Raw genomic sequence first — 22601 nt, forward strand, 5'->3', positions numbered from 1 at the left:
CCGTGCGGGAGCACCAGCCATGATCATGCGTCCATCTCCAGCGCGTGCGCCGTTCGTCGCGGTGGCGGGCCTGTCTGCGCGGATGCTCGCGCAGTCCGCCGCGCGTGCGGGCTTGCGGGTGGTCGCGCTCGACGTGTTCGGCGACCGCGATACGCGCGAGGCCTCCGAACTGTGGTTCGACATCGGCGGCGGCCCGTTATCGATCGACGCCGCGCGGCTCACCGACGCGCTCGAACGTAGCGCGCGCCTGCCGGGAATGATCGGCTGGATCGACGGCAGCGGGCTCGAACCGTTCGTTGCGCAGTTGCGCAGTGCGCCGGGCCTGCCGCGATTCATCGGCAATTCCGTCGACGCCGCCGCTGCGGTTCGCGATCCGCGGCGCTTCTTTGCGCTGCTCGACGAACTCGGCATTCCGCATCCGCCGGTCGCCTTCACGCGCCCCGCCGCGCCGCATGGCTGGCTCGCGAAACGCGCGGACGGCTGCGGCGGAACGCACGTCGAGCCGCTCGCCGCGGTTGCCGACGCACGCGTTCCCGCGCAAGTCTATTTCCAGCGCCACAGCCGAGGCCTCGCGATGTCCGCGCTCTTTATCGCGGCGCGCGGCAGCGCGCGCGTGATCGGCTTCGCGCACCAGCTCACGTGCGCGATGGGCAACTTGCCGTTCGTGCATGCGGGCTCCATCGGCCCAATCGACCTGCCGCCCGCGGTCGAGGTACGCGTTCGAGCGGCGATCGCCGCGTTGTGCGCGCGCGTCGGGCTTACCGGCATCAATAGCTGCGACTTTCTGCTCGACGGCGATTCGTTCGAACTGCTCGAAATCAACACCCGCCCTTCATCGACGATGACGCTTTACGAAACCGCCTCTCCCGATGCATGGGCACGCGGGCTCGTCGCCAGTCATATCGACGCCTGCCGTCACGGTCGTCTGCCCGCCGAACCCGCGCGTGCGACGTGGCGCGCCGGTCAACAGGTGCTGTTCGCGCCGCGTCCGTTCGCTGTCTCGCAAGCGTTCAGCGATGCATGCATGCGCGATCCGCGTTGCCGCGACGTGCCGATGCCCGGCACATGGGTCGAAGCCGGCCAGCCCGTCTGTACGCTCATCGTGCGCGCCGCTTCGGTGGACGCGGTGCGGCATGCGCTCGACGCCCAGCACACGCTGATGCTGCAACGAATCGAAACCTGCCATGAGCCCTGCTATGAGCCCGACTCTGCCTTCATCCACTGCCACTCCTGACGACCCCAGGCCGCCCCTCGCGGATGCCGCCTCACTGAGCGTCAACGCGCTCAGCGAACGCCTGGTCGCTCGTCTCGTCGACGACGCCCCGCGTTTCGGCGCCGCTATCAGCCGCACTGCGAACGGCACGGTGCTCGTCGACGCCGGCGTGACTGCGCCCGGCAGCGTCGCGGCGGGCGTGCTGATCGCGCGCATCTGCATGGGTGGCCTCGGCCACGTGACCGTGCGCGAGAGCCTGGACGCGAGGCCGTTGTGGCCGAGCACGATAGAAGTGCGCACGTCGTGGCCGGTGCTCGCCTGCCTCGCCAGTCAATACGCGGGATGGAGCCTGGCGGCAACGAAGGAGCAGACTGGCGGCAAGAAGTTTTTTTCTCTCGGATCAGGTCCGGCGCGCGCGCTTGCTGTGAAGGAGCCGCTTTTCGCCGAACTCGGTTATCGCGATCGTCATGAGCGCGGCGTGCTCGTGCTCGAAGTGGACCGTCTGCCGCCGCAGTTCGTCATCGACAAAGTGGTGCACGACTGCGGTCTCGCGCCCGAGCGGTTGACACTCGTCACTACGCCGACACAGTCTGTCGCGGGAACGGTGCAGGTAGTGGCGCGGGTCGTCGAAGTTGCGTTGCACAAAACGCATGTGCTCGGCGTAGCACTGGACGAGGTGGTGGAAGCCGGCGGCTCCGCGCCGTTGCCGCCGCCGGCGCCGGACGGCGTCCAGGCAATGGGCCGCACCAACGACGCAATCCTGTACGGCGGCCGCGTGCATCTCACGGTGAAGCACGACGCGGTGGCACGGCGGCTCGCCGAGGAACTGCCCGCGTCGACTTCGCGCGATCACGGCCGGCCGTTCGCGGATATCTTCAAATCGTTCAATTTCGACTTCTACCAGATCGACCCCGCGCTGTTCGCCCCGGCTGAAGTGTGGGTGAGCAGCCTGGAAAGCGGCGCGACCTATCACGGCGGCGCCGTCGACGCGGATCTGCTGCACGGTCAATGGAGCAGCAAACCATGAGTCTGCCTTTGGCAGGTGCCTCAACTGCTATGGACGCCGGGACCGACACGTCCGGCGCGCAGGCACCGCTGCGCATCGCGATCATGACCGACGAAACCGGCTGGCACACCGGGCGTCTGAAAAAAGCGTTTCGCGCGCGCGGTGCGGAGGCGCGCTGCATCGACCTCGCCGATTGCCGCATCGACACGACGTGGGAGCCGCATGGGCTCGTGCTGCCGGGCTTCGGCCATGGGCTGCCTGACGCGGTTTTTGTGCGCGGCATCGCAGGCGGCACGTTCGAGCAGGTGACGTTGCGGCTCGGCATCCTGCATGCGTTGCGCGAATCGGGTGTGCCGGTCTACAACGATGCGCGCGCGATCGAACGCAGCGTCGACAAGTCGATGACGAGTTTTTTGCTGCATCGCCATGGCGTGCCCACGCCTGCGACGTGGGCCGGCGAATCGGCGGCATTCGCGCAGCGCGTGCTGATGCGCGAGGCCGCGGCCGGACGCCAGGTCGTTCTCAAACCGCTGTTCGGCTCGCAAGGCCATGGGCTTAAACGGCTCGGCTTGCGCAGCACGCCGCCGCGCGCGCTGGCGCCGCTGCCTTCGCTGAAACCGTACAGCCAGGTGGCGTATCTGCAGCGTTTTATCGACGGCGGCAGGCCTGGCTTCGACTGGCGTGTGCTCGTGATCGGCGGACGCGCGGTGGCGGCGATGCGGCGCATCGGCGGCAAAGGCTGGATTCATAACTTCGCGCAGGGCGCCACGTGCGAGGCGGCCGATCTGGACGCGGCGCTCGCACAGACGGCGGTGAACGCCACCGAGGCGCTCGGGCTCGACTACGCGGGCGTCGACCTGATTCCCGACCCGCAGGACGCCGCCCCGCCGCTCGTACTGGAGGTCAACGGCGTGGCGGCGTGGCGTGGCCTGCAATCGGTCACGCCGATCGACATTGCAGCGGCGCTCGCCGACGATCTGTTGTTCCGCAAGCTGCCCGCGCAGCGCGGCGAGGCGGCAGTGGTGGCGCTGCACGAACGCCATGGCTGAGCGGTTGCGGGGTTTCCTGCGCGCGATAGGCCTGAGCGGCTGCTCGAGCGCCTGCAAGAGCGGCTACAGTGCGCGGCGAGTTCGAGCGGTTCTGGCGCTGCCGCCGATATGAACACGCCCCGAGCCGTCACCGACTTCGGGCAAGCTCGTGCTGCCTTCCTGACAGCTTGCCGGCTGGACGTCGAAACGCCGAAGCCTGGCAATGTCAGCGTAGATAGCGAAGGCCACGGTATGAGCGCGGCGCAGTTCATTGCTAGCGCCGACGCGGCCGCCGACGCGCTGTTCGCGCGCGGCATGCCCGTCGGCCAGCGCCTGCTCGATGCTGTCACGCGCACGCGCGCCACGGTCGGCTGCAATACGAACCTGGGCATCCTGCTGCTGGTCGCGCCTCTCGCCGCGGCGCTCGAAGAAACCGCGCACCCGTTGTCGCCCCACGCGTGGCACGCGGCGACCGGGCGCGTGCTTGCGCGCCTCGACATCGACGATTCGCGCCTCGCATACCGCGCGATCGCGCTCGCCAATCCGGGCGGTCTCGGCGAGGCTCCCGAGCAATCGGTGCACGATGCGCCGACAGTCGCGTTGCACGCTGCAATGGCACTCGCCGCCGCGCGCGACAGCATCGCGCGACAGTATGCCGAGGGCTATCACGACATTTTCGAAACCGGCCTCGCCGCGTGGCGCGAATTTCCGGCCGATGATCCGTGCGTCGCCACGCTGAACGTGTTCCTCACGTTCCTGAGCATTTGGCCCGACTCGCACATTGTGCGTAAGCACGGACTTGGGGTGGCGCAGAGTGTCACGCGAACGGCACGCGAGCGGCACGCGCAATGGCGCCGCACGCTCACGCAAACGAGTACGGCCGCGGGCAACCACTCCCTCGATACATGGGATGCCGAAATGAAAGCGGCCGCCATCAATCCCGGCACCAGCGCGGACCTGACGGTGGCGACGCTGTTCGTCGCCCTTTGCCTCGACGAGCCGGGTACCGCAAGCGGCGCGCCATGCGAGGCTAATGCGCCCCGCACTGGCACGGATTCTGTTAGTTAATGCCACCGTGCATCAACCGCTGCCAGGCGATCGCGGACCAGGACCGTTCAGGCGGCGTGTCAGTCAGTCGGCAAGTCCCCATTCCACTCATCGGAGGAACAGCATGGCCAAGATCAACCGCGTCCTGATAGGCGAGTCGCTCGTCGGCGACGGCAACGAGGTCGCACACATCGACTTGCTGATGGGACCGCGAGGTTCCGCTGCGGAGACCGCATTCTGCAATGCGCTCACCAACAATAAGGATGGCTTCACATCGTTGCTCGCGGTCGTCGCGCCGAACCTGCTCACCAAGCCCAACACGATCCTGTTCAACAAGGTCACGATCAAGGGTGCGAAACAGGCGGTGCAGATGTTCGGGCCGGCGCAGCATGCCGTCGCGCTCGCTGTCGCCGACAGCGTCGAGGACGGCACGATCCCGCAGGACGAGGCGGACGACCTGTTCCTGTGCGTCGGGGTCTTCATTCACTGGCAGGCGGAGGACGACAAGAAGATTCAGGAGTACAACTACAAGGCGACGCGCGAGGCGATCCAGCGTGCCGTCAAAGGCGAACCGAGTGCTGCGGAGGTCGTGTCGAAGAAGAGCAGCGTCGCGCATCCGTTCGCCCCGAACTGATGGCTCCCGGCCCGCGCGGACACAGCCGCAAAACGGGGCCCCGCGGGCCTCGAACGATGCCATCGTGCAATTGCTCTCACAGAGGCATGAGATGACCCTACGATGTCGCGCGCTGGCGGCCTTTGCCTGCATTGCGCTTGCCGCGCCGCTCGCCTGGGCGGACGGCGATCCGCAACAGGCGCCGGCCGCAGGCTACAACTACCCGACGCAGGGACGGGTCGAATACGTGCTCTCCTGCATGGACGACAATGGACACGATTTCGCGAACGTCTATAAATGCTCGTGCGTGATCGACAAAATGGCGACCGCGCTCCCGTATGACGAGTTCGTCGATCAATCGACCTTCGCCAAGTACGCGACGCTCGGCGGCGAAGGCGGCTCGGAGTTCCGGGTCGACCACGCGAAAGCGCAGACGAAGAAATTCCGCACGCTGCAAGCGGACGCCTACCGCAGTTGCGGACTGGGTAGCGATAAAACTGCGGCGTCGAAATAGCGTATATGGCCGGTTGACCCGGCGCGGGTGCGGGTGCGCCCGGACGATGCATGGTCCGGGCCTCGCGGGTTCAGTCCGGAATCAGCCCCTCGCCAAGCGACGCATAGCTCGTGGGCCCGCCCGCTTTCGGCATATCGCTGCGCTGCCGCTCGATCTGCACGCCCACGGCCGCTACGTCGTCGAATTTTGCCGGTTTCGCGAGCGATACGCGGACCCAGTGGGCGCCGAAATCGATAATCAGCAGGCGCGCCACCGCTTCGGCAAGCGCTTCGAGCAGACGCATACCGTGCGACTCCAGCAACGCATGCAACGCGCTGCGCACCGCGGCATAGTTGATCGTGTCCTCGATGCGATCCGTCGTACAGGCGCGAATCGAGGGCACGCCGATCGCGAGGTTCATCCGCACTGACTGCGGCACATGCAACTCGCTGCTGTCGATACCTATAATCGTCTGACCGATAAAGTTCTCGATAAACACGATGTCCATGCGCTTAGGCGTACCCGAGGTTAACCCTTCCGAAGGCGCACCCCAGGGCATACCCGCGCGAGGCGCCTGCGCATCCGCGGCGCAGAAGCTGGCAAGGCGAACGGTATCGATACGGTCCATGGTGTACTCCGCCGCGTAGCGGCAACAAGTTAAGAGACGCAACCCGGGTAAACGCAAAGCAGCACACAATGACTCGCGCGCGAAGCGCTCTGTGCCGTTGAACGTCAATGCAGACCCCAGGCAGGGCATGCCGACATTAAAAGCAAAAAGCGGGCACACCTTGTACTATTGATGCGACTTCTTATTGAACGTGAGCGACATCGAGCGTAAAGTTTTAAGCCAACGCCTGACAGTGAACGGAAACAGCAGGCGTATTACTCAGTGCGCATACGGACAGAGCACGACAGAGAAGCCGCGGCGCCAGGGGATGACATTATCGATAAGCGGCACTCGTGACACGCAGGCGAAGCCCACGCGAATGCAACACTACGCAAGGCAACGTCCGGCGCGCTTGAAGTTGCCGCAACGGAGACGAACCCCATGTCGTTGCTTGCTGACAGCTCCATGCACGTCCGTGAAATTCTCAACGTCGTCAATCATCAACTGGCGACACGCCCGACGAGCGAGCCAGTCGCTCAATCGTGGGCGCGTTGCGTCAACGAGTTCCAGCTCGACCCTTCCCGCTTCGTCACGCCGCCCATCCTGACGGACTACGAACTAAGCTCGCGTCGTGAGGCCATGGGCGATCTGATCGCGTGTTCGAAGCTGGAAATGACCACGCTCTATCAACAACTGGCCGATCCCGAACTTGCCGTGGTACTGGTCGACTCGGGCGGCGTGATCGTCCACCAGGTGTCGTCCGTACCTTTCGCCGAAGCGGTCGCTTCCGACGGCTTTCGCGTCGGCGCGCTGTGGAGTGAGCGCGAAGCGGGCACCAACGGAATGGGCACGTGCCTCGCCGAACGCGATTGCATTGCCGTCTGCCAGCACGAGCATTTCTATCCGCGCTACACCTCGCTCACCTGCTCCGCCGCGCCGATCTTCGACGACCGCGGCGAGATTGCCGGCGTACTCGACGTCACGAGCCGCTCGAAACTGTTGCAGCAGCACTCGCTGGTGCTCGTCGGGATGTCGCGCCAGATGATCGAAAACCGTTTGCTCGACGCGCGCTATCGTCATGCGAACATGATCCACTTTCACAGCCGCCCGGAGTTCGTCGGCACGCTGCATGGCGGGAAGCTTGCGGTGGCGGACGACAGTACCGTGCTGGCGGCGAACCGCAGCGCGCTCTTCCAGCTCGGCTTCCGCTCGCTCAGCGAACTGCGCGGACGGCGTATCGAGGAGGCGTTCAACGCGTCGCTCGAAGACATGATCGCCCGCAGCATTCGCGGCTCGTTTCATCCGGTCACCGTGTACAGCGCCAACGCGACGAACCGCTTTTTCCTCGTCGCGCAGACTGCACAAAACGCGGCAGCACGTGGCACGCGCGTCGCCGTGACAGCGCCCGTGGCGCGTACGAGTGCACCCGAAAAGCGCCCACCGCCGGCCCGACTCGATGAAATTGCGCATCTGGAGTTCGGCGATCCACGCATGGCCTCGCAGATTCAGCTAGGCGTGCGCGTGGTCCAACGCAAGATTCCAATCATCCTCAGAGGGCAAACGGGCACGGGCAAGGAGGTCTTCGCGCAGGCGTTGCATAGCATCAGCCCGCATTCGTCAGGACCGTTCGTGCCGGTGAATTGCGCGTCGTTGCCGGAGAACCTGATCGAGAGCGAACTGTTCGGCTATCGTGCGGGCGCGTTCACCGGCGCTCAGCGCGAAGGACGCCGTGGCAAGATCGTGCAGGCCAACGGCGGCACGCTGTTTCTGGACGAGATCGGCGACATGCCGCTCGCCTTGCAGGCGCGGCTACTACGTGTGATCGAGGAGCACGAGGTCACGCCGCTCGGCGCGGAAACCACCGTCAAGGTGAATTTCCAGCTGATCAGCGCGAGCCACCGCAACCTGCTCGAACTCGTGCACGGAGGGCAGTTCCGCGAGGATCTGTATTACAGGCTGAAGGGCGTCGAACTGAATTTGCCGCCGCTCGCCGAGCGCGTTGACAAGCTGCCGCTGATTCATCATCTGCTAGAGGCGGAAACCGATAACGATCCACCGGAGCTAACCAAAGAGGCAGAGCAGGCGTTGCTGAGCTACGCATGGCCTGGCAACATCCGGCAGTTGCGACATGTGTTGCAGATGGCGATTGCGCTATGCGACGGACAACCGATCCGCTGCGAAGATCTGCCCGTGGAAGTGACGCAGCGCGATCCGCTGGTGGCGACGCCCGCCGTGTCGCATCCGGTTGCCCAGCCGGCGCCGCATCCGGATGACGATCCCGATCTTTCCGCGCTGAACGCAATCCAGTTGAACGAACGTGGGACCGTTCTTGCGATGCTCGAAGAAAATCGCTGGAACGTCAGTAACGTGGCGAAGGCGCTGGGCATCAGCCGCAATACGCTGTATCGCAAGATGCGCCGGCTGCAAATCCGTCTGTCGCATGACGGCTCGGGGCACGACGGCGCCGACCTCGACGACCCAGCCGACGAACAGGCCTTCGACGGCACGCCGCCCGACGGTTCGCCGCCCGACGGATCGCCGCACGCTCATAGCGCATGACCCAGGCGCCCGCTCGCAAACTCGCGGATTTCAAGCCGGACGCGCGCTTTGCGTGGTGCGTGACGGGCTCGGGCCATCTGCTTGAAGAGTCGATCGAACTCGCACTGGCGTTGCCGCGCACGGACCTTTTTCTCTCCGCCGCAGCCGAAGAAGTGCTGCCGCTGTACGGCTGGAAACTGCCCAGACTGCGCGAGCGCTTCAACGTGTTCCGCGACAAGAGCGCGAGCGGCGTGCCGGTCGGCATGCTGTATCACGGCATGTATCACACTGTCATCATCGCGCCGGCCACCAGCAACACGGTGGCCAAATGCGCGTTCGGCATCTCCGACACGCTGCCGACCAACATGTACGCGCAGGCCGGCAAGCAGTGCATTCCGGGCATCGTCTTTGCATGCGACACCGAACCGACGGTCGTCACACAAAGCCCGAACGAATGGGTCGAACTAAGACCGCGCTCGATCGAACTCGACAACGTGGAGCGCCTGTCGCGCATCGAATACACGACGGTCGTGCGCTCGCTGGATGAACTGAAGACGGCGCTCGATCAACGCCTCGCGACGCTCGACCTGGTATGACACTGCCACTCGGCGCTCACTGACATGGACCACATTGTCTTCCTGACCGGTCGGCTCGCCGAAAAGAGCCTGCTCCGCGTGCTCGAAAGCATGGCGCCGGCGCCGTTCAGTTGGGAAATCCGCGAAATCGGTCTGCAAGTCGCCGCACTGATGACCGCCGACATGATCCGGCGCCGCGTGCCCGCGCCGCTCGCGGCGCAGCGCGTGATCGTGCCAGGTCGATGCCGGGGCGACCTCGCGGCGCTGACCGAACACTACGGCGTGCCGTTCGAACGCGGCCCGGAAGAAGTAAAAGACCTGCCGCAGTTCTTCGGCCGAGAGGCGAAGCCGGTGGACCTCTCGCGCTACGAAACCGAGATTTTCGCGGAGATCGTCGACGCGCCGCGCCTCGACCTGGACGGCATTGCCGCGCGTGCTCGCGACTATGCCGCTCAGGGCGCGAATGTGATCGACTTAGGCTGCTTGCCGGAAACACCATTCCCGCATCTCGAAGACGCGGTACGCCGGCTCAAGGCCGAAGGTTATCGCGTGAGCGTCGATTCGATGCATACCGACGAGTTGCTGCGCGGCGGACGCGCAGGCGCCGACTATCTGATGAGCCTGAACCTCGACACGCTGTGGATCGCGGACGAAGTGCCGTCCACGCCGATTCTCGTCGCACGCGATCCGCGCGATCCCGCTTCGCTCGACGCAGCCATCGAGCGGTTCACCGCGCGCGGCCGGGCTTTTTTTGCCGATCCGATTCTCGATCCGATTCCGTTCGGCCTCGCCACGTCGATCGCGCGTTACGTGAGCCTGCGCGAACGCTATCCAGACGTTGCGATCATGATGGGCATCGGCAACGTGACCGAGTTGACCGAAGCGGACACCAGCGGCATCAACGCCGTGTTGCTCGGCATGGCGGCGGAGCTTCGTGTAAGCGCCGTGCTTACCACGTCCGTCAGCCTGCATGCGCGGCGGGCCGTGCGCGAAGCCGACATCGCGCGTCGTGTGATGCATGCCGCCCGCGAATCACAGGTACTGCCCAAAGGTATCGACGGCGATCTTGCGACAGTGCATGCGAAGCGCCCGTTTCCATACAGTCCCGCCGAGATCGACGAATTTGCCCGACAGGTGCGCGACCCGAATTTTCGCGTGCAGGTGAGTGCCGAGGCCATTCACGTCTACAACCGCGACGGACATCTTCGTGGCGGCGATCCATTCCAGTTCTATCCGGACCTTCATCTGGAAGCAGACGGCGGCCACGCGTTCTATATGGGCGTGCAGCTTGCACGCGCCGAGATCGCGTGGCGGCTCGGCAAGCGCTTCGACCAGGATCAGCCGCTCGACTGGGGCTGCGCCGTCGATCGGCCCGAGCAGGACCTGTCGGTCTGGTGCGCGCCCGGCGAGACGATGAAGAAACGGTGAGCCCACACGGCACGACCGTTCAGCGCGCTTCCGCCAACGCTTCGTTCGCTTCGCTCATCTGCGCGAGCGCGGCACGCATCGCGCCCATGGCCTGCGCATAGTCGTCGGCGCCGAAGACCGCCGAGCCGGCCACGAACACGTCGGCACCCGCCGCCGCGATCGGCGCGATGTTCGACGCCTTCACGCCACCATCCACTTCGATCAGCAACGCGCGTCCGGTGCGCTGCATGGTGGCGTCGACGCGTTCGCGCAGTACGCGTAGCTTGTCCAGCGTCTCGGGTATGAAGGTCTGGCCGCCGAAGCCGGGATTCACCGACATGACCAGTACCACGTCGAGCCGCTCGATCACATGGTCCAGCACTGCGAGCGGCGTGGCAGGATTGAGCGCGAGTCCGACGCGCGCGCCGTGCGTCTTGATCAGTTCGATGGTCCGATGCACGTGCGGCGATGCTTCCGGATGAAAACTGATCGTGTTCGCACCGGCTTCGGCAAAGCTGATGACGAGTGGATCGACCGGAATGGTCATCAGATGCACGTCGATCGGCACGCGCGTATGCGGCCGGATCGCCGCGCAAACGAGCGGCCCGACCGTGAGATTCGGCACGTAATGGTTGTCCATTACATCGAGATGAATCCAGTCGGCGCCCGCTGCGGTGACGTCGCGAATCTCTTCGGCGAGACGCGCAAAGTCGGCGGACAGCAGCGAAGGAGCAATCAGAAAATCACGCATGCCGGTCTCCTTGCTCAGTGATATCGGCGCGCCATCGCCTCGAGCGGCAATGGCTTGATACGCGGCGCCTGCCCCGCGCAGCCGAACGCCTCGAAGCGCTCGACGCAGACACCACGCGCAGCCGCGGTTGCGGCCTTCAACGCGGCGCGCGGATCGAACTCGGCCCGCGCATTCGACAGCGACTTGCGCATTGCGCCGCTCATTGCGAGCCGGATGTCGGTGTCGATATTCACCTTGCGCACTCCATGCGCAATGCCGCGCTGGATTTCTTCGACCGGAACGCCGTACGTGGTGGGAATCTCGCCGCCGTATTCACGGATTATCGCGAGCCATTCCTGTGGCACCGACGACGATCCGTGCATCACGAGATGCGTGTTCGGAATCCGCTCGTGAATTTCGACGATCCGGCCGATGGCGAGAATATCGCCGGTCGGCTCCCGGCTGAATTTATAGGCGCCGTGCGACGTGCCGATCGCGATCGCCAATGCGTCGACGCCAGTGGATTCCACGAAAATCTGCGCCTCGCGCGGATCGGTCAGCAGATCGTCGCGCGTAAGCTGCCCTTGCGCGCCGACGCCGTCTTCGTCTCCGGCCATGCCGGTTTCCAGCGACCCGAGACAACCGAGTTCCCCTTCGACCGAAACACCCACCGCATGCGCTGCGTCCACCACGCGCCGGCTCACGTCGACGTTGTAGTCATAGGTTGCGGGCGTTTTTTGATCGGGCAGCAACGAGCCGTCCATCATCACGGATGTAAAGCCCGAACGGATTGCCTGCTGACACACCGCCGGACTCGCGCCGTGGTCCTGATGCAGCACGAGCGGAATGTCCGGATGCGCTTCGAGTGCGGCCAGCACGAGGTGGCGCAGATAAGGCTCGCCCGCATACCTGCGCGCGCCCGCCGACGCCTGCAATATCACCGGGCTCGCGGTTTCTTCCGCGGCCTGCATGATCGCGTGAATCTGCTCCATGTTGTTGACGTTGAACGCGGGCACGCCGTAGCCGTGCTCGGCCGCGTGATCCAATAGTTGACGCAGTGCTATAAAGGCCATTGCAAACTCCTCGAAGACGAATCGGATTCTGTTCATTTAGCGTGCAGCACGACGCGACGGGCTTCGTCCACCACAGCCTGTGCGGTCAGCTGGAAATGGTCGAACAGATCGGCGGCCGGGGCGGATTCGCCAAAGGTGTCGATACCCACCACGCCGCCTTCCAGACCCACGTATTGACGCCAGAACGCGCGCACGCCCGCTTCCACTGCAACGCGCGGCACGCCGGGAGGCAACACTGCATCGCGCCATGTGTCGGGCTGCCGGTCGAACACGCTCGTCGACGGCATCGACACGACGCGCGCATCAATACCTAGGGCAGCGAGCGGCGCAATCGCATCGAGCGCGAGCGACACTTCGGATCCCGTAGCGATCAGTATCACCCGCGATTCCATGTGCAGATTCGTGGGCTCCGACGCATCGTGCCAGTCCCACAGCACATAACCACCTCGCTCGATTGCGTCGATCTGCTCGCCGTCCCGTGCAACAAACGGCAGATTCTGCCGGCTCAGCAGAAGGCACGACGGTCCCTCGCGCTCTACCGCGCTCGCCCACGCGCGCGCGGTCTCTACCGTGTCGCATGGACGCCAGACGTCGAGTCCGGGAATCAGCCGCAAGCTCCCTGCATGTTCGATCGACTGATGGGTCGGTCCGTCTTCTCCGAGGCCGATCGAGTCGTGCGTGAACACGAAGATCGAGCGCGTTTTCATCAGCGCGGCCATGCGCAGCGCGTTGCGCGAGTAGTCGGAAAACGTGAGGAACGTGCCGCCAAATGCGATATACCCGTGATGCAGCGCGATACCGTTGATCGCCGCGCTCATGCCGAACTCGCGCACCCCATAGTGCAGATAGTTGCCGCCCTGCAGACCGGCTTCGTCGGCGTGAATGTCCACGGCGGCAGGCCAGTTGGTGAGATTGGAGCCGGTCAGATCGGCCGAGCCGCCCAGCAATTCGGGCAATGCGCGGGCGAGCACGGCGATGCTCTGCTGCGACGCCTTGCGCGTCGCGATGGATTGAGCCGCATTGTCAGCGTCGCGCAGCATCGCGCGAACCGTATCGCGCCAATGCGCGGGAAGCGCGCCTCGCGTTCTGCGCTCGAATTCGGCGGCCTCGTGCGGATAGTGCTCGCGATAGGCCTCGAAGCGGCGCTTCCAGTCCGCCTCCGCGGCCTCGCCACGCCCGACCGCATCCCACTGCGCGCGGATCTCTTGCGGAATCGCAAAGGGCGGATGCGGCCAGCCCAGTGCGCGCCGCGTTTTCTCGGCCTCTTCGGCGCCGAGCGGTGCGCCGTGCACGTCGTGCGTGCCCGCTTTTGACGGAGACCCTTTGCCGATCACCGTCCGACAACAGATCAACGTGGGCTTGCCGACCGCGCGCGCGTCTTGCAGCGCGAGGTCGACAGCGTCGACGTCGTGGCCGTCCACGTCGCGCACCACGTGCCAGCCGTATGCGGCGAAACGCGCGGGCGTGTCGTCGCTGAACCACTGCGCGACATGGCCGTCGATGGAGATGCCGTTGTCGTCGTAAAGCACCGTGAGCTTGCCGAGCTTCAGCGTTCCCGCGAGCGACGCCGCTTCGTGCGAGATACCTTCCATCAGGCAGCCGTCGCCGGCAAACACATACGTGCGATGATCGACGATCGTGTGACCGGGCCGGTTGAATTCGCGCCCGAGCAGTGCCTCGGCGAGCGCCATGCCGACCGCGTTGGCGAGGCCCTGTCCGAGCGGGCCGGTCGTCGTTTCGACACCCGGCGTTACGCCGACCTCGGGGTGCCCCGGCGTCCTGCTATGCAATTGACGAAACCGCTTGAGTTCGTCAATTGCAAGATCGTAGCCCGTGAGATGCAGCAGCCCGTACAACAGCATCGAGCCATGTCCGTTCGACAGCACGAAGCGGTCGCGATCGAGCCATGCCGGATTGCGCGGATTGTGTTTCATATGCCGGTCCCACAGCGCGACGGCGATCTCGGCCATGCCGAGCGGCATGCCGGGGTGGCCTGACTTCGCTGCTTCGACGGCGTCGATCGCCAGCATGCGCAGCGCGTTAGCCATCATGCGGGTCTCAGGATATGCAATGGATTCTGCGACGGCACTCATCGAATGTCTCCTTCAAAGCCTGCACTGAATGTCTCGCTACAAAGCCGAAGCTAGGAAGGCTCAGGCCCCTATGCCACAGGCCGTGCGGCTCATGCCCGTGAACGCCGGTCGATCAATTGCAGAATCATCGGCGTGAAGATGAGTTGCATGGCCAGTCCCATCTTGCCGCCCGGAACGACGATTACGTTCGGGCGCGACATGAAGGAATCGTGCAGCATCGTCAGCAGGTACTGGAAGTCGATACCTTTGGGCCGCGCAAAGCGGATCACGACAAAGCTCTCATCGGGCTGAGGAATTTCGCGCGCGATAAACGGGTTCGACGTATCCACGGTCGGCACGCGCTGAAAATTCACGTGCGTGCGCGAGAATTGCGGACATATGTAGTTCACGTAATCAGGCATACGCCGCAGGATCGTATCGACCACCGCCTCGTGCGAGTAACCGCGCATGGTCTGATCGCGATGCAGTTTCTGAATCCATTCCAGGTTGATGATCGGCACGACGCCGATCAGAAGATCCGCATGCCGCGCGATGTCGATGCGATCGGTCACTGCCGCGCCGTGCAAGCCCTCGTAGAACATCAGATTCGTGCCGGGCTGCACGTCTTCCCACGGTGTAAATGTTCCGGCATCCTGCTTGTAGAGCCGCACTTCAGTTTCGTCGTGCACATAATGGCGAAACTTGCCGGTGCCGTTCTCGCCATAGCTCGCGAACAGCGTCTCCAGTTCTTCGAGCAGATTCGCTTCGGGTCCGAAATGGCTGAAATTCAGCACGCCATCGCGCTCGTGCTGCTTCATCGCTTCGCGCATGCCGTTGCGGTCGTAACGATGAAACGCGTCGCCTTCCACGATCTGCGCGTTGATCTTCTCGCGCCTGAAAATATGGGTGAAGCTCTTCATCACGGTCGTAGTGCCGGCGCCGCTCGAACCGGTCACCGCGATGATCGGGTGTTTGACTGACATGCGTTTGTCTCCGGATAGTAGTGTTCCGTTCGGCCGGTTCTGGCGAGCTTGCGCGGCTCGCGCTCAGGCGGTGAAACCCGGCAGAAAAAGCGAGCGGCGGCCAAAGAGCGGCGACGTGAACGGCCGATCCTCGCCACGGTCGTATTCGCCGTGATAGCGGCCAATGCGCTCCACTTCGTTGCGCGAGCCGAGAATCACGGGTACGCGCCCATGCAGCGCATGCGGCACCACGTCGAGAATGCGCTCGCGGCCCGTGATGGAAAGGCCGCCGGCCTGTTCGACCAGAAAGCTCATGGGGTTGGCTTCATACAGAAGCCGCAGGCGCCCTTCCATGACCGGCGTTTTCGAGTCGCGCGGATACATGAACACGCCGCCGCGCATCAGGATGCGATGCACCTCCGCGACCATCGAGGCAATCCAGCGCATGTTGAAGTCCTCTGTGCGGCAGCCCGTGCGGCCGTCCTTGCATTCCTGCACGTAGCGGCGCACGGGCGGCTCCCAGAAGCGTTCGTTCGACGCGTTGATCGCGAACTCGGCGGTGTTCTCCGGAATGCGAATGTTCGAATGCGTAAGCACGAAATTGCCGATCTCGCGCTCGAGCGTGAAGCCATGCGTGCCGTTGCCCACCGAGAGCACGAGCATCGTCGAAGGGCCGTAAATCGCGTAGCCCGCTGCGACCTGCTCGCGGCCCGGCCTGAGAAACGCGGATTCGCTGACCGGTCGATCCGTGTCGGCGGAGCGCTCATCTAGATTGCGCAGCACCGAAAAAATCGAACCGACCACGCCGTTGATGTCGATATTCGACGAGCCGTCGAGCGGATCGAACGCGAGCAGATAGTCGCCGCGCGGGTAGCCTTGCGGAATCGTGTAGACGCTCTCCATTTCTTCGGAGGCCATCGCGGCAAGCAGCCCGTCCCACTCGCACTGCTGCACGAAGATTTCGTTGGTGGCGACGTCGAGCTTCTTCTGCTCCTCGCCATGTGTGTTGATGCTTTGCGCCGATCCGTAATTGCCGCCGAGCGCCCCCTTGGTCAGCATCGCCGAGATCGACTTGATGGCCGCGGCCACGTCGATCAGCAGCGCGGATAGCCCCGCGTTCCGTACCGTTCCCGCCGTGCAAGGCTGGCGGTCGAGCGTGTCGATGAGAAACTTCGAAAGGGTCGTGCGTCCGTCTTGCATGGCGATCTCCTGAGGTTGTTCTGTTTCAGCCTGGCGGCGCCGTCACGGCACGCGACGCAGCGGAGCCCGACGCAGCGGCGCCCGGCTCATCCGCGCCCGACGGAAGAAAGGGCCCGGACGGCTCGGCGATTTGCGCGAGCGGCTCGGTGAATACGCGGCTTGCGCGTATGTCATCGGTGGTGATGAGTGTCAACGCGGCCGCGTCGATCGGCGCGCCGCCCTGCATCGCCGCGGCGAAAAGACGATTCGCCTGGCGCAGCCGCGAGCGGTCCAGCGCGTTGCGCACCGAGCGCGCATTGGCGAAATTCGGCTGACGGGTGCGCCGCGCGAGGTAATCCGCGAAAGCGCGCCGTGAATCGGCGTCGAAGCGGTAATTCAAGGTCGAGAGCATGCGCTCGGCAATGTCGAGCAGTTCGGCGTCGCCGTAATCGGGAAACGTGATGTGATGCGCAATGCGCGAGCGAAAACCCGGATTGCTTTCGAAGAACACTTCCATGCGCGACGCGTAGCCGGCGAGTATCACCACCAGATCGTCGCGCTGGTTTTCCATTGTCTGCAGCAGAATTTCTATGGCTTCCTGCCCGTAGTCCCGTTCGTTTTCAGGGCGATACAGGTAATACGCTTCGTCGATGAACAGTACGCCGCCCATCGCGCGCTTCAACACGTCGCGCGTTTTCGGCGCGGTATGGCCAATGTACTGACCGACCAGATCGTCGCGCGTGACGGAGACGAGATGATTGCGGCGAATGTAGCCAAGCCGATGCAGCACCTCGGCCATGCGTAATGCCACAGTCGTCTTGCCGGTGCCGGGATTGCCTGAGAAGCACATATGCAGCGTCGGCGCGCCGCTCGCAAGACCGAGCGATTCACGCGCCCGCTCGACGAGCAGATGCGCGGCGATCTCGCGAATGCGCGTTTTCACGGGCGCGAGGCCGACGAGATCGCGGTCGAGTTCCGCGAGCACGTCGCCGATGCCGGAATCGCGATAAAGCGCGGCGAGGTCGATATGCGGCGGCAACCCGCGGCTTTCGTGCATTGCCGCGCGGTCGTCCGGTGCGTCGTGCCCGGCTGCGAAAGTCGGTGCGTCGGCGTCAATAGCGGCAGCTTCGGTCATGCTCTCTCCCTCCGGTCATCACGCTTTGGTCACGCTTTCGCGGGACCTCATTACGCTCTCGTCGCCACTATCAGCGCGCCGAACCGTAGCGCTCGCCCGATGGCTTGTCGCTCGCATAGCCCGACAACCCGTATCGCTGCACACGCCCGGGTCCATCACTACGAGTAAGCCGGAAGCCGGGCTCGTCATCGGGCCGGTTGACGATGAACGACAGCCGCATCGTCTCGAATCCGCGCACCGAGTCGAACGCGTTGACCTTGATGTAGTGCTGCGGCCGCGCCGCGCGGCACGCCTTCACTTCCTGCAGCACGCCAGCCGCATCGTGCAGGTCGAACATCGGCAGACCCCACATTTCCCAGTACGTGTTGCGCGGATGCGGGTCGTCGGTGAATTCGACGGAACAGGCCCAGCCCTGGCCGAGCGCGTAGTCGATCTGCAAACCGATCTCTTCGTCCGTGAGTTCCGGCAAGAAAGAAAACGTGCCTTGTGTAATGCGCATGACGTACCTCGCGATTGTTTGACTGCAACGTTCAGACGGCGCACACGGTCTCCCGCGCAGTGCGGCTGCACTGCTGCGAACCTGCGCCAGGACTCTTTCGATGCGCCGCTTATGCCGCGGTCGGCGTGGCGGCGAAATCCGGTGAATCGGTCGATGCGTAGTTGAAGCTCACGTCGCGCCAGGTATCGAGCGCCTGCTTCAGCGGCCCGCACCAGCGCGCCGCGGCTTCCAGGATGTCCGGCCCTTCGTGACGAATGTCGCGTCCCTCGTTACGCGCTTTCACCATCGCCTCGAGGGCGACGCGATTGGCGACGGCGCCCGCCTGAATGCCACCAGGGTGCCCGATGGTGCCGCCGCCGAACTGCAGGATCGCGTCGTCGCCGAACAGGTCGAGCAGTTGATGCATCTGTCCCGCGTGAATGCCGCCCGAAGCCACCGGCATTACTTTGCGCAGCCCCGCCCACGGCTGCTCGAAGAAAATGCCGCGCGACAGGTCGACTTCGTTGCGCGCCTCGCGGCACACGTTGTAAAAGCCCTGCACGGTCAGCGGATCGCCTTCGAGCTTGCCCACCGCCGTGCCCGCATGCGCATGGTCGACACCCGCCATGCGCAGCCACTTCGCGATCACGCGAAACGAAATGCCGTGATTGCGCTGACGCGTGTACGTGCTATGCCCCGCCCGATGCAGGTGCAGAATCATGTCGTTCCTGCGAGCCCAGCGCGACATCGACTGAATCGCGGTCCAACCGATCACGAGGTCGATCATCACGATGCATGAGCCCAGTTCCTTAGCAAATTCGGCGCGCTCATACATTTCCTCCATCGTGCCCGCCGTTACGTTCAGGTAGTGGCCCTTGATTTCGCCGGTCTCCGCTTGCGCGCGGTTCACGGCCTCCATGGAAAACAGAAAGCGGTCCCGCCAGTGCATGAAAGCCTGCGAATTGATGTTCTCGTCGTCCTTCAGAAAATCGAGGCCGCCGCGCAAACCTTCGTACACGACGCGGCCATAGTTCTTGCCCGATAAACCGAGCTTGGGCTTGACGGTGGCGCCGAGCAACGGGCGGCCATACTTGTCGAGCCGCTCGCGTTCGACGACGATTCCCGTCGGCGGTCCCTGAAAGGTCTTCAGATAAGCAACAGGTATGCGCATGTCTTCGAGCCGCAGCGCTTTCAGCGGTTTGAAGCCAAATACGTTGCCGATGATCGACGCCGTTAGATTCGCGATCGAGCCTTCTTCGAACAGATCGAGCTCATACGCGATGTACGCAAAGTACTGCGGCTCGGCCGCGTTCGACGCGGGCACCGGATCGACGCGATACGCTTTTGCGCGGTACATGTCGCATGCGGTCAACCTGTCGGTCCACACCACGGTCCATGTTGCCGTCGACGATTCGCCGGCCACGGCCGCCGCAGCCTCTTCCGGCTCGACGCCCGGTTGCGGCGTGATGCGAAAGAGTGCGATCACATCCGTGTCTTTCGGCGTGTAGTCCGGTTGCCAGTAGCCCATCTCGCGATACTTCATGACGCCGGCGGCATAGCGCTCACGCGCATTGCCCGCATCGCGCGGCTTGTGCAGGGACTCGATCACCGGTTGACTGAAATCGTTCATGACGTATCCTCGATTGTGAACAGGCGCGCTGCCGGAAGAACGAAGCGCTTGAGTGCACTGTAAGCAAGGACGTCATGGTTGAGAATTCACGATTTTATTTGGCAGACTTAATCGATCCGTTATCCATCGCATATCGTGGAGCGCGCTTTCGGCAAGTGCGAAGAAAGGAACCTGCCACCCACTCGTATGCGACTTGCTTCGGTGAAATCGCGGCGTAAGCATGAGGCCGGCTCCGGCTCTTGCAGGGCCACCGAAAGTGTGAAGCTGCACGCGCGCCGTATGTGACACGCGCATCAGGGTCTTTCGTGCGCGGTGGAACACTTTGCTGCAATATCGGAACAGTGCGCCGCGCAAGATGCTCGTGCGGCGCCCATGCCGCGCGGGCCTGCCCGCCGTCGTTATTCGGCGAACGCTGTATTGCGGCGCGGCATAGGCTGCTCCAGCCTTCGTTGCCGGTCCGGCACGGAGCTTGCGTAGACGATCAAGCCAATGCAGTCCGGCAATGTGTCGGGCCGACGGCGCAACGCTGTATCAACTCGATGGAGGAAGCACCTTATGCAATGGACGACTCCGAGCTACACCGATATGCGTTTTGGTTTCGAAATCACGATGTATATCGCTACGCGTTAAAAGCCCGCATGGGCCGCGTGATGCGGCCCCTCTGCGGATCGATTGTTAATCGTTAGCTGAACGGGCGGCCTAGAGCGCTGCCAGGACACGCGTTCCCATCCATGATTCACGAAACGATCGTCACTACGGCAGCGTGCGATGGCCGTCCTCATGTCGCGCCGATGGGAGCCCGTTACGAGGGCGAGTTCGTCATTCTTTCGCCGTTCCGTCCGTCCGTAACGCTCGACAATATCGTCGCCTCGCGCGCGGCGGTTCTCAATTTCACTACGGATGTCCGCATCTTTGCCGGCTGCGTCACGCATTGCGCGACCGATTGGCCGACGCTCGCGGCAAGCCATGTGGCGAGCGTGCGGCTCGCCGAGTCGCTCGCGCATGCGGAGCTCGAACTCGATGAATTGCGCGACGACAATGAGCGCCCGGTACTGCGCATGAAATGCGTGTACCGCGAAACGCATGCGCCGTTCGCCGGTTTCAACCGCGCGCAGGCCGCCGTGGTGGAAGGCGCAATTCTTGTAAGCCGGCTTTTCATGCTGCCGCCCGACAAGGTCGATCGCGAAATGGCCTACCTGCAGATCGCCATCGACAAAACAGCCGGCGACGCCGAACGGACCGCGTGGGGCTGGCTCACCGCCGCGATCGCGCGGCACCGCGAACGTCTTGCATCGCCGGGTGGCCAGGCCGCCTGACACGTACTACTCGCGTTTTTCCCGCTTTTTTCGGAGAACACCGATGACCGCATTGCTTGCGAGCGTCCGCTCGTACGACGAAGCATTGGATGCCGCCCGCGCAGGCGCCGACCTGATCGATCTCAAGGAACCGCATGCGGGCGCGCTGGGCGGGCTCGATATCGGCGACATCGCGCGGATCGTGCGCGAGCTTCGCGCCCGTTATCCGGTCAAGCCGATTAGCGCGACGATCGGCGATTTGCCTGCGGGTGCGCTGGATGAGATCACCGCGCGCGTGATCGAAGTGAGCGACACGGGCGTCGATTACGTGAAAGTGGGCGTGACGCCTGGATCGGCCGGCCGCCATTGCCTCGAACAACTGGCGAACCTGCCGGCGGCTGTCGTGCCGGTGTTGCTTTGCGATGGCGGCATGAACAGCGAGTTGGCCGCGCACGCGGCGTCGCTCGGCTTCGTCGGCGTGATGTTCGACACTTCCGCGAAAGACGGCACCACGCTGTTCGATCATGTGGACACCGACACGCTCGGGCGATGGCTGCGGCTCACGCGCGAACGAGGCGGAATGTGCGGCGTTGCCGGTTCGCTCGGCTGGGCGCAGCTGGAGCAGATTCGCGCGCTCGCGCCGGATGTGGCGGGTTTCCGGACCGCGTTGTGCGTCGACGGCAGGCGCTCGCGGCTCGATCCGCAGCGCGTCGCGCAATGGGCGGACGCATTGCATCGCGGCTCGGGCGAGGTTGGCGCGGCCGGTATGGCCGCAGATCGGGCAGCGGCCGGCGCGGTCCGCGTGTAGCACGCTGCAAGGGGGGCATGGCTCAATACCCAATGCCCTAACCTCGGCTATCGGCCACATCGGCAAGCTCAACCTCCTCTGCCACGCAGCGCAGTCAGATCACCGGCGTATTCAGCAACCGGTCGCGCATCAGTTCGACATTGTCCTTATTGAACAGCTCGACGACGTAGTTCGCCTCGTTCACGTAATCGAAAAAGCTGCGGTCTACCACGCCTGCGGCTGCAAGCGTCTCGAGCCGTTCGTTTCCCGAGATCGGGCACGACTTCACGACGATCAGCCGCTCGGCGTTCAGCATCGTCGAGAGCCACGCGGCGAGGCTGTCGGAGGTCGTGTCCCAATTGCTCATCGCGTCGGGGGTGTCGCGCATAAGCGCAGTCGGCACCCATACGGCGACGTGGCCGTCGCGCAGCGCACGACGGATCTTCGCCTCGCTCGATGCGAGCACGAGTTCGGGCAAGACTCCTTGCATGAGGAGCGCGTATTGCGTCATGGCCAGTAAACACATGTTGTGCGCGGCGAGATCGTCGAAGCTCCATTCGCTTTGGTACTGCCGCACCTTGTCCGCGAAATCGCCGCCGCCCGGAACGATGACGACGCGCCCGCCCCCCACTTCGCATAGCTCGATGAGCCATTGGCGCAGCGCCGGCTCATGACTCAGGCTGCCCCCGATCTTGACCACCCACATGATCGTTGTCCTCGTTTGCGATTAACC

Annotated in this window: 22 protein-coding genes; 12 read left to right on the forward strand and 10 right to left on the reverse strand. The window is 64.1% G+C overall.

The window, feature by feature from the left end:
- Window positions 1-19 precede the first annotated feature (19 nt).
- From OH764_RS27780 to OH764_RS27805, 6 genes are all read left to right on the forward strand, one after another.
- Window positions 20-1234: an ATP-grasp domain-containing protein gene (locus OH764_RS27780; RefSeq protein ID WP_498849307.1), complete on the forward strand. Its 1215-nt coding sequence runs from the start codon at window positions 20-22 to the stop codon at window positions 1232-1234.
- A complete protein-coding gene (mch, locus tag OH764_RS27785; protein WP_498849308.1) occupies window positions 1197-2240 on the forward strand; it encodes a methenyltetrahydromethanopterin cyclohydrolase in 1044 nt (347 codons plus the stop codon). Before OH764_RS27780 ends, mch begins: the two co-directional genes overlap by 38 nt.
- On the forward strand, window positions 2237-3268 hold the full coding sequence (locus OH764_RS27790) for an ATP-grasp domain-containing protein (RefSeq protein ID WP_498849309.1): 1032 nt from the start codon (window positions 2237-2239) through the stop codon (window positions 3266-3268). Before mch ends, OH764_RS27790 begins: the two co-directional genes overlap by 4 nt.
- Before the next feature lie 108 nt (window positions 3269-3376).
- A complete protein-coding gene (locus OH764_RS27795) occupies window positions 3377-4315 on the forward strand; it encodes a triphosphoribosyl-dephospho-CoA synthase (RefSeq protein WP_498849310.1) in 939 nt (312 codons plus the stop codon).
- Between the two features lie 103 nt (window positions 4316-4418).
- Window positions 4419-4928 (forward strand): formaldehyde-activating enzyme, encoded by a 510-nt coding sequence (gene fae, locus OH764_RS27800; RefSeq protein ID WP_128592084.1) that lies wholly within the window; start codon window positions 4419-4421, stop codon window positions 4926-4928.
- Between the two features lie 91 nt (window positions 4929-5019).
- A complete protein-coding gene (locus OH764_RS27805; RefSeq protein WP_498849311.1) occupies window positions 5020-5421 on the forward strand; it encodes a hypothetical protein in 402 nt (133 codons plus the stop codon).
- A gap of 70 nt (window positions 5422-5491) precedes the next feature.
- Here OH764_RS27805 and OH764_RS27810 read toward each other — a convergent pair whose 3' ends face one another.
- A complete protein-coding gene (locus OH764_RS27810; protein WP_498849312.1) occupies window positions 5492-6028 on the reverse strand; it encodes a dihydroneopterin aldolase in 537 nt (178 codons plus the stop codon).
- A gap of 420 nt (window positions 6029-6448) precedes the next feature.
- Between OH764_RS27810 and OH764_RS27815 the strand changes: the two genes are divergently transcribed.
- From OH764_RS27815 to OH764_RS27825, 3 genes are read left to right on the forward strand one after another with little or no spacing between them, the layout of a single operon-like run.
- Window positions 6449-8566: a sigma-54-dependent Fis family transcriptional regulator gene (locus tag OH764_RS27815; protein WP_498849313.1), complete on the forward strand. Its 2118-nt coding sequence runs from the start codon at window positions 6449-6451 to the stop codon at window positions 8564-8566.
- Complete coding sequence (locus OH764_RS27820) at window positions 8563-9141, forward strand: flavoprotein (RefSeq protein ID WP_498849314.1); 579 nt, start codon at window positions 8563-8565, stop codon at window positions 9139-9141. The genes OH764_RS27815 and OH764_RS27820 overlap by 4 nt, the downstream gene beginning before the upstream one ends.
- 24 nt (window positions 9142-9165) lie before the next feature.
- On the forward strand, window positions 9166-10548 hold the full coding sequence (locus tag OH764_RS27825) for a DUF6513 domain-containing protein (protein WP_498849315.1): 1383 nt from the start codon (window positions 9166-9168) through the stop codon (window positions 10546-10548).
- A gap of 19 nt (window positions 10549-10567) precedes the next feature.
- Here the strand turns inward: OH764_RS27825 and rpe are convergent, their stop codons facing one another.
- From rpe to OH764_RS27865, 8 genes are all read right to left on the reverse strand, one after another.
- Window positions 10568-11278 (reverse strand): ribulose-phosphate 3-epimerase, encoded by a 711-nt coding sequence (rpe, locus tag OH764_RS27830; RefSeq protein WP_498849316.1) that lies wholly within the window; start codon window positions 11276-11278, stop codon window positions 10568-10570.
- 14 nt (window positions 11279-11292) lie between these two features.
- Complete coding sequence (gene fba / locus OH764_RS27835) at window positions 11293-12330, reverse strand: class II fructose-bisphosphate aldolase (protein ID WP_498849317.1); 1038 nt, start codon at window positions 12328-12330, stop codon at window positions 11293-11295.
- A gap of 32 nt (window positions 12331-12362) precedes the next feature.
- Window positions 12363-14423 (reverse strand): transketolase family protein, encoded by a 2061-nt coding sequence (gene tkt, locus OH764_RS27840; RefSeq protein WP_498849318.1) that lies wholly within the window; start codon window positions 14421-14423, stop codon window positions 12363-12365.
- A gap of 89 nt (window positions 14424-14512) precedes the next feature.
- A complete protein-coding gene (locus OH764_RS27845; RefSeq protein ID WP_498849319.1) occupies window positions 14513-15385 on the reverse strand; it encodes a phosphoribulokinase in 873 nt (290 codons plus the stop codon).
- A gap of 63 nt (window positions 15386-15448) precedes the next feature.
- Entirely contained in the window at window positions 15449-16564 is a 1116-nt protein-coding gene (locus OH764_RS27850) for a class 1 fructose-bisphosphatase (RefSeq protein ID WP_498849320.1), read from the reverse strand.
- Between the two features lie 25 nt (window positions 16565-16589).
- A complete protein-coding gene (cbbX, locus tag OH764_RS27855; RefSeq protein ID WP_498849321.1) occupies window positions 16590-17678 on the reverse strand; it encodes a CbbX protein in 1089 nt (362 codons plus the stop codon).
- A gap of 70 nt (window positions 17679-17748) precedes the next feature.
- A complete protein-coding gene (locus OH764_RS27860) occupies window positions 17749-18177 on the reverse strand; it encodes a ribulose bisphosphate carboxylase small subunit (protein WP_498849322.1) in 429 nt (142 codons plus the stop codon).
- Between the two features lie 109 nt (window positions 18178-18286).
- A complete protein-coding gene (locus OH764_RS27865) occupies window positions 18287-19786 on the reverse strand; it encodes a ribulose-bisphosphate carboxylase large subunit (protein WP_498849323.1) in 1500 nt (499 codons plus the stop codon).
- Between the two features lie 555 nt (window positions 19787-20341).
- Here OH764_RS27865 and pqqA point away from each other — a divergent pair.
- From pqqA to OH764_RS27880, 3 genes are all read left to right on the forward strand, one after another.
- Complete coding sequence (gene pqqA, locus OH764_RS27870) at window positions 20342-20416, forward strand: pyrroloquinoline quinone precursor peptide PqqA (RefSeq protein WP_013342881.1); 75 nt, start codon at window positions 20342-20344, stop codon at window positions 20414-20416.
- A gap of 101 nt (window positions 20417-20517) precedes the next feature.
- Window positions 20518-21102, forward strand: coding sequence for a DUF447 domain-containing protein (locus OH764_RS27875; protein WP_498849324.1), 585 nt, complete (start codon window positions 20518-20520; stop codon window positions 21100-21102).
- A gap of 43 nt (window positions 21103-21145) precedes the next feature.
- Complete coding sequence (locus OH764_RS27880) at window positions 21146-21889, forward strand: (5-formylfuran-3-yl)methyl phosphate synthase (RefSeq protein WP_498849325.1); 744 nt, start codon at window positions 21146-21148, stop codon at window positions 21887-21889.
- Window positions 21890-21983: 94 nt separating this feature from the next.
- Here the strand turns inward: OH764_RS27880 and OH764_RS27885 are convergent, their stop codons facing one another.
- On the reverse strand, window positions 21984-22574 hold the full coding sequence (locus OH764_RS27885; RefSeq protein ID WP_498849326.1) for an amino acid kinase family protein: 591 nt from the start codon (window positions 22572-22574) through the stop codon (window positions 21984-21986).
- Window positions 22575-22601 lie beyond the last annotated feature (27 nt).

Source organism: Burkholderia sp. M6-3 (genome assembly GCF_050858985.1).
GTDB lineage: Bacteria > Pseudomonadota > Gammaproteobacteria > Burkholderiales > Burkholderiaceae > Paraburkholderia > Paraburkholderia caledonica.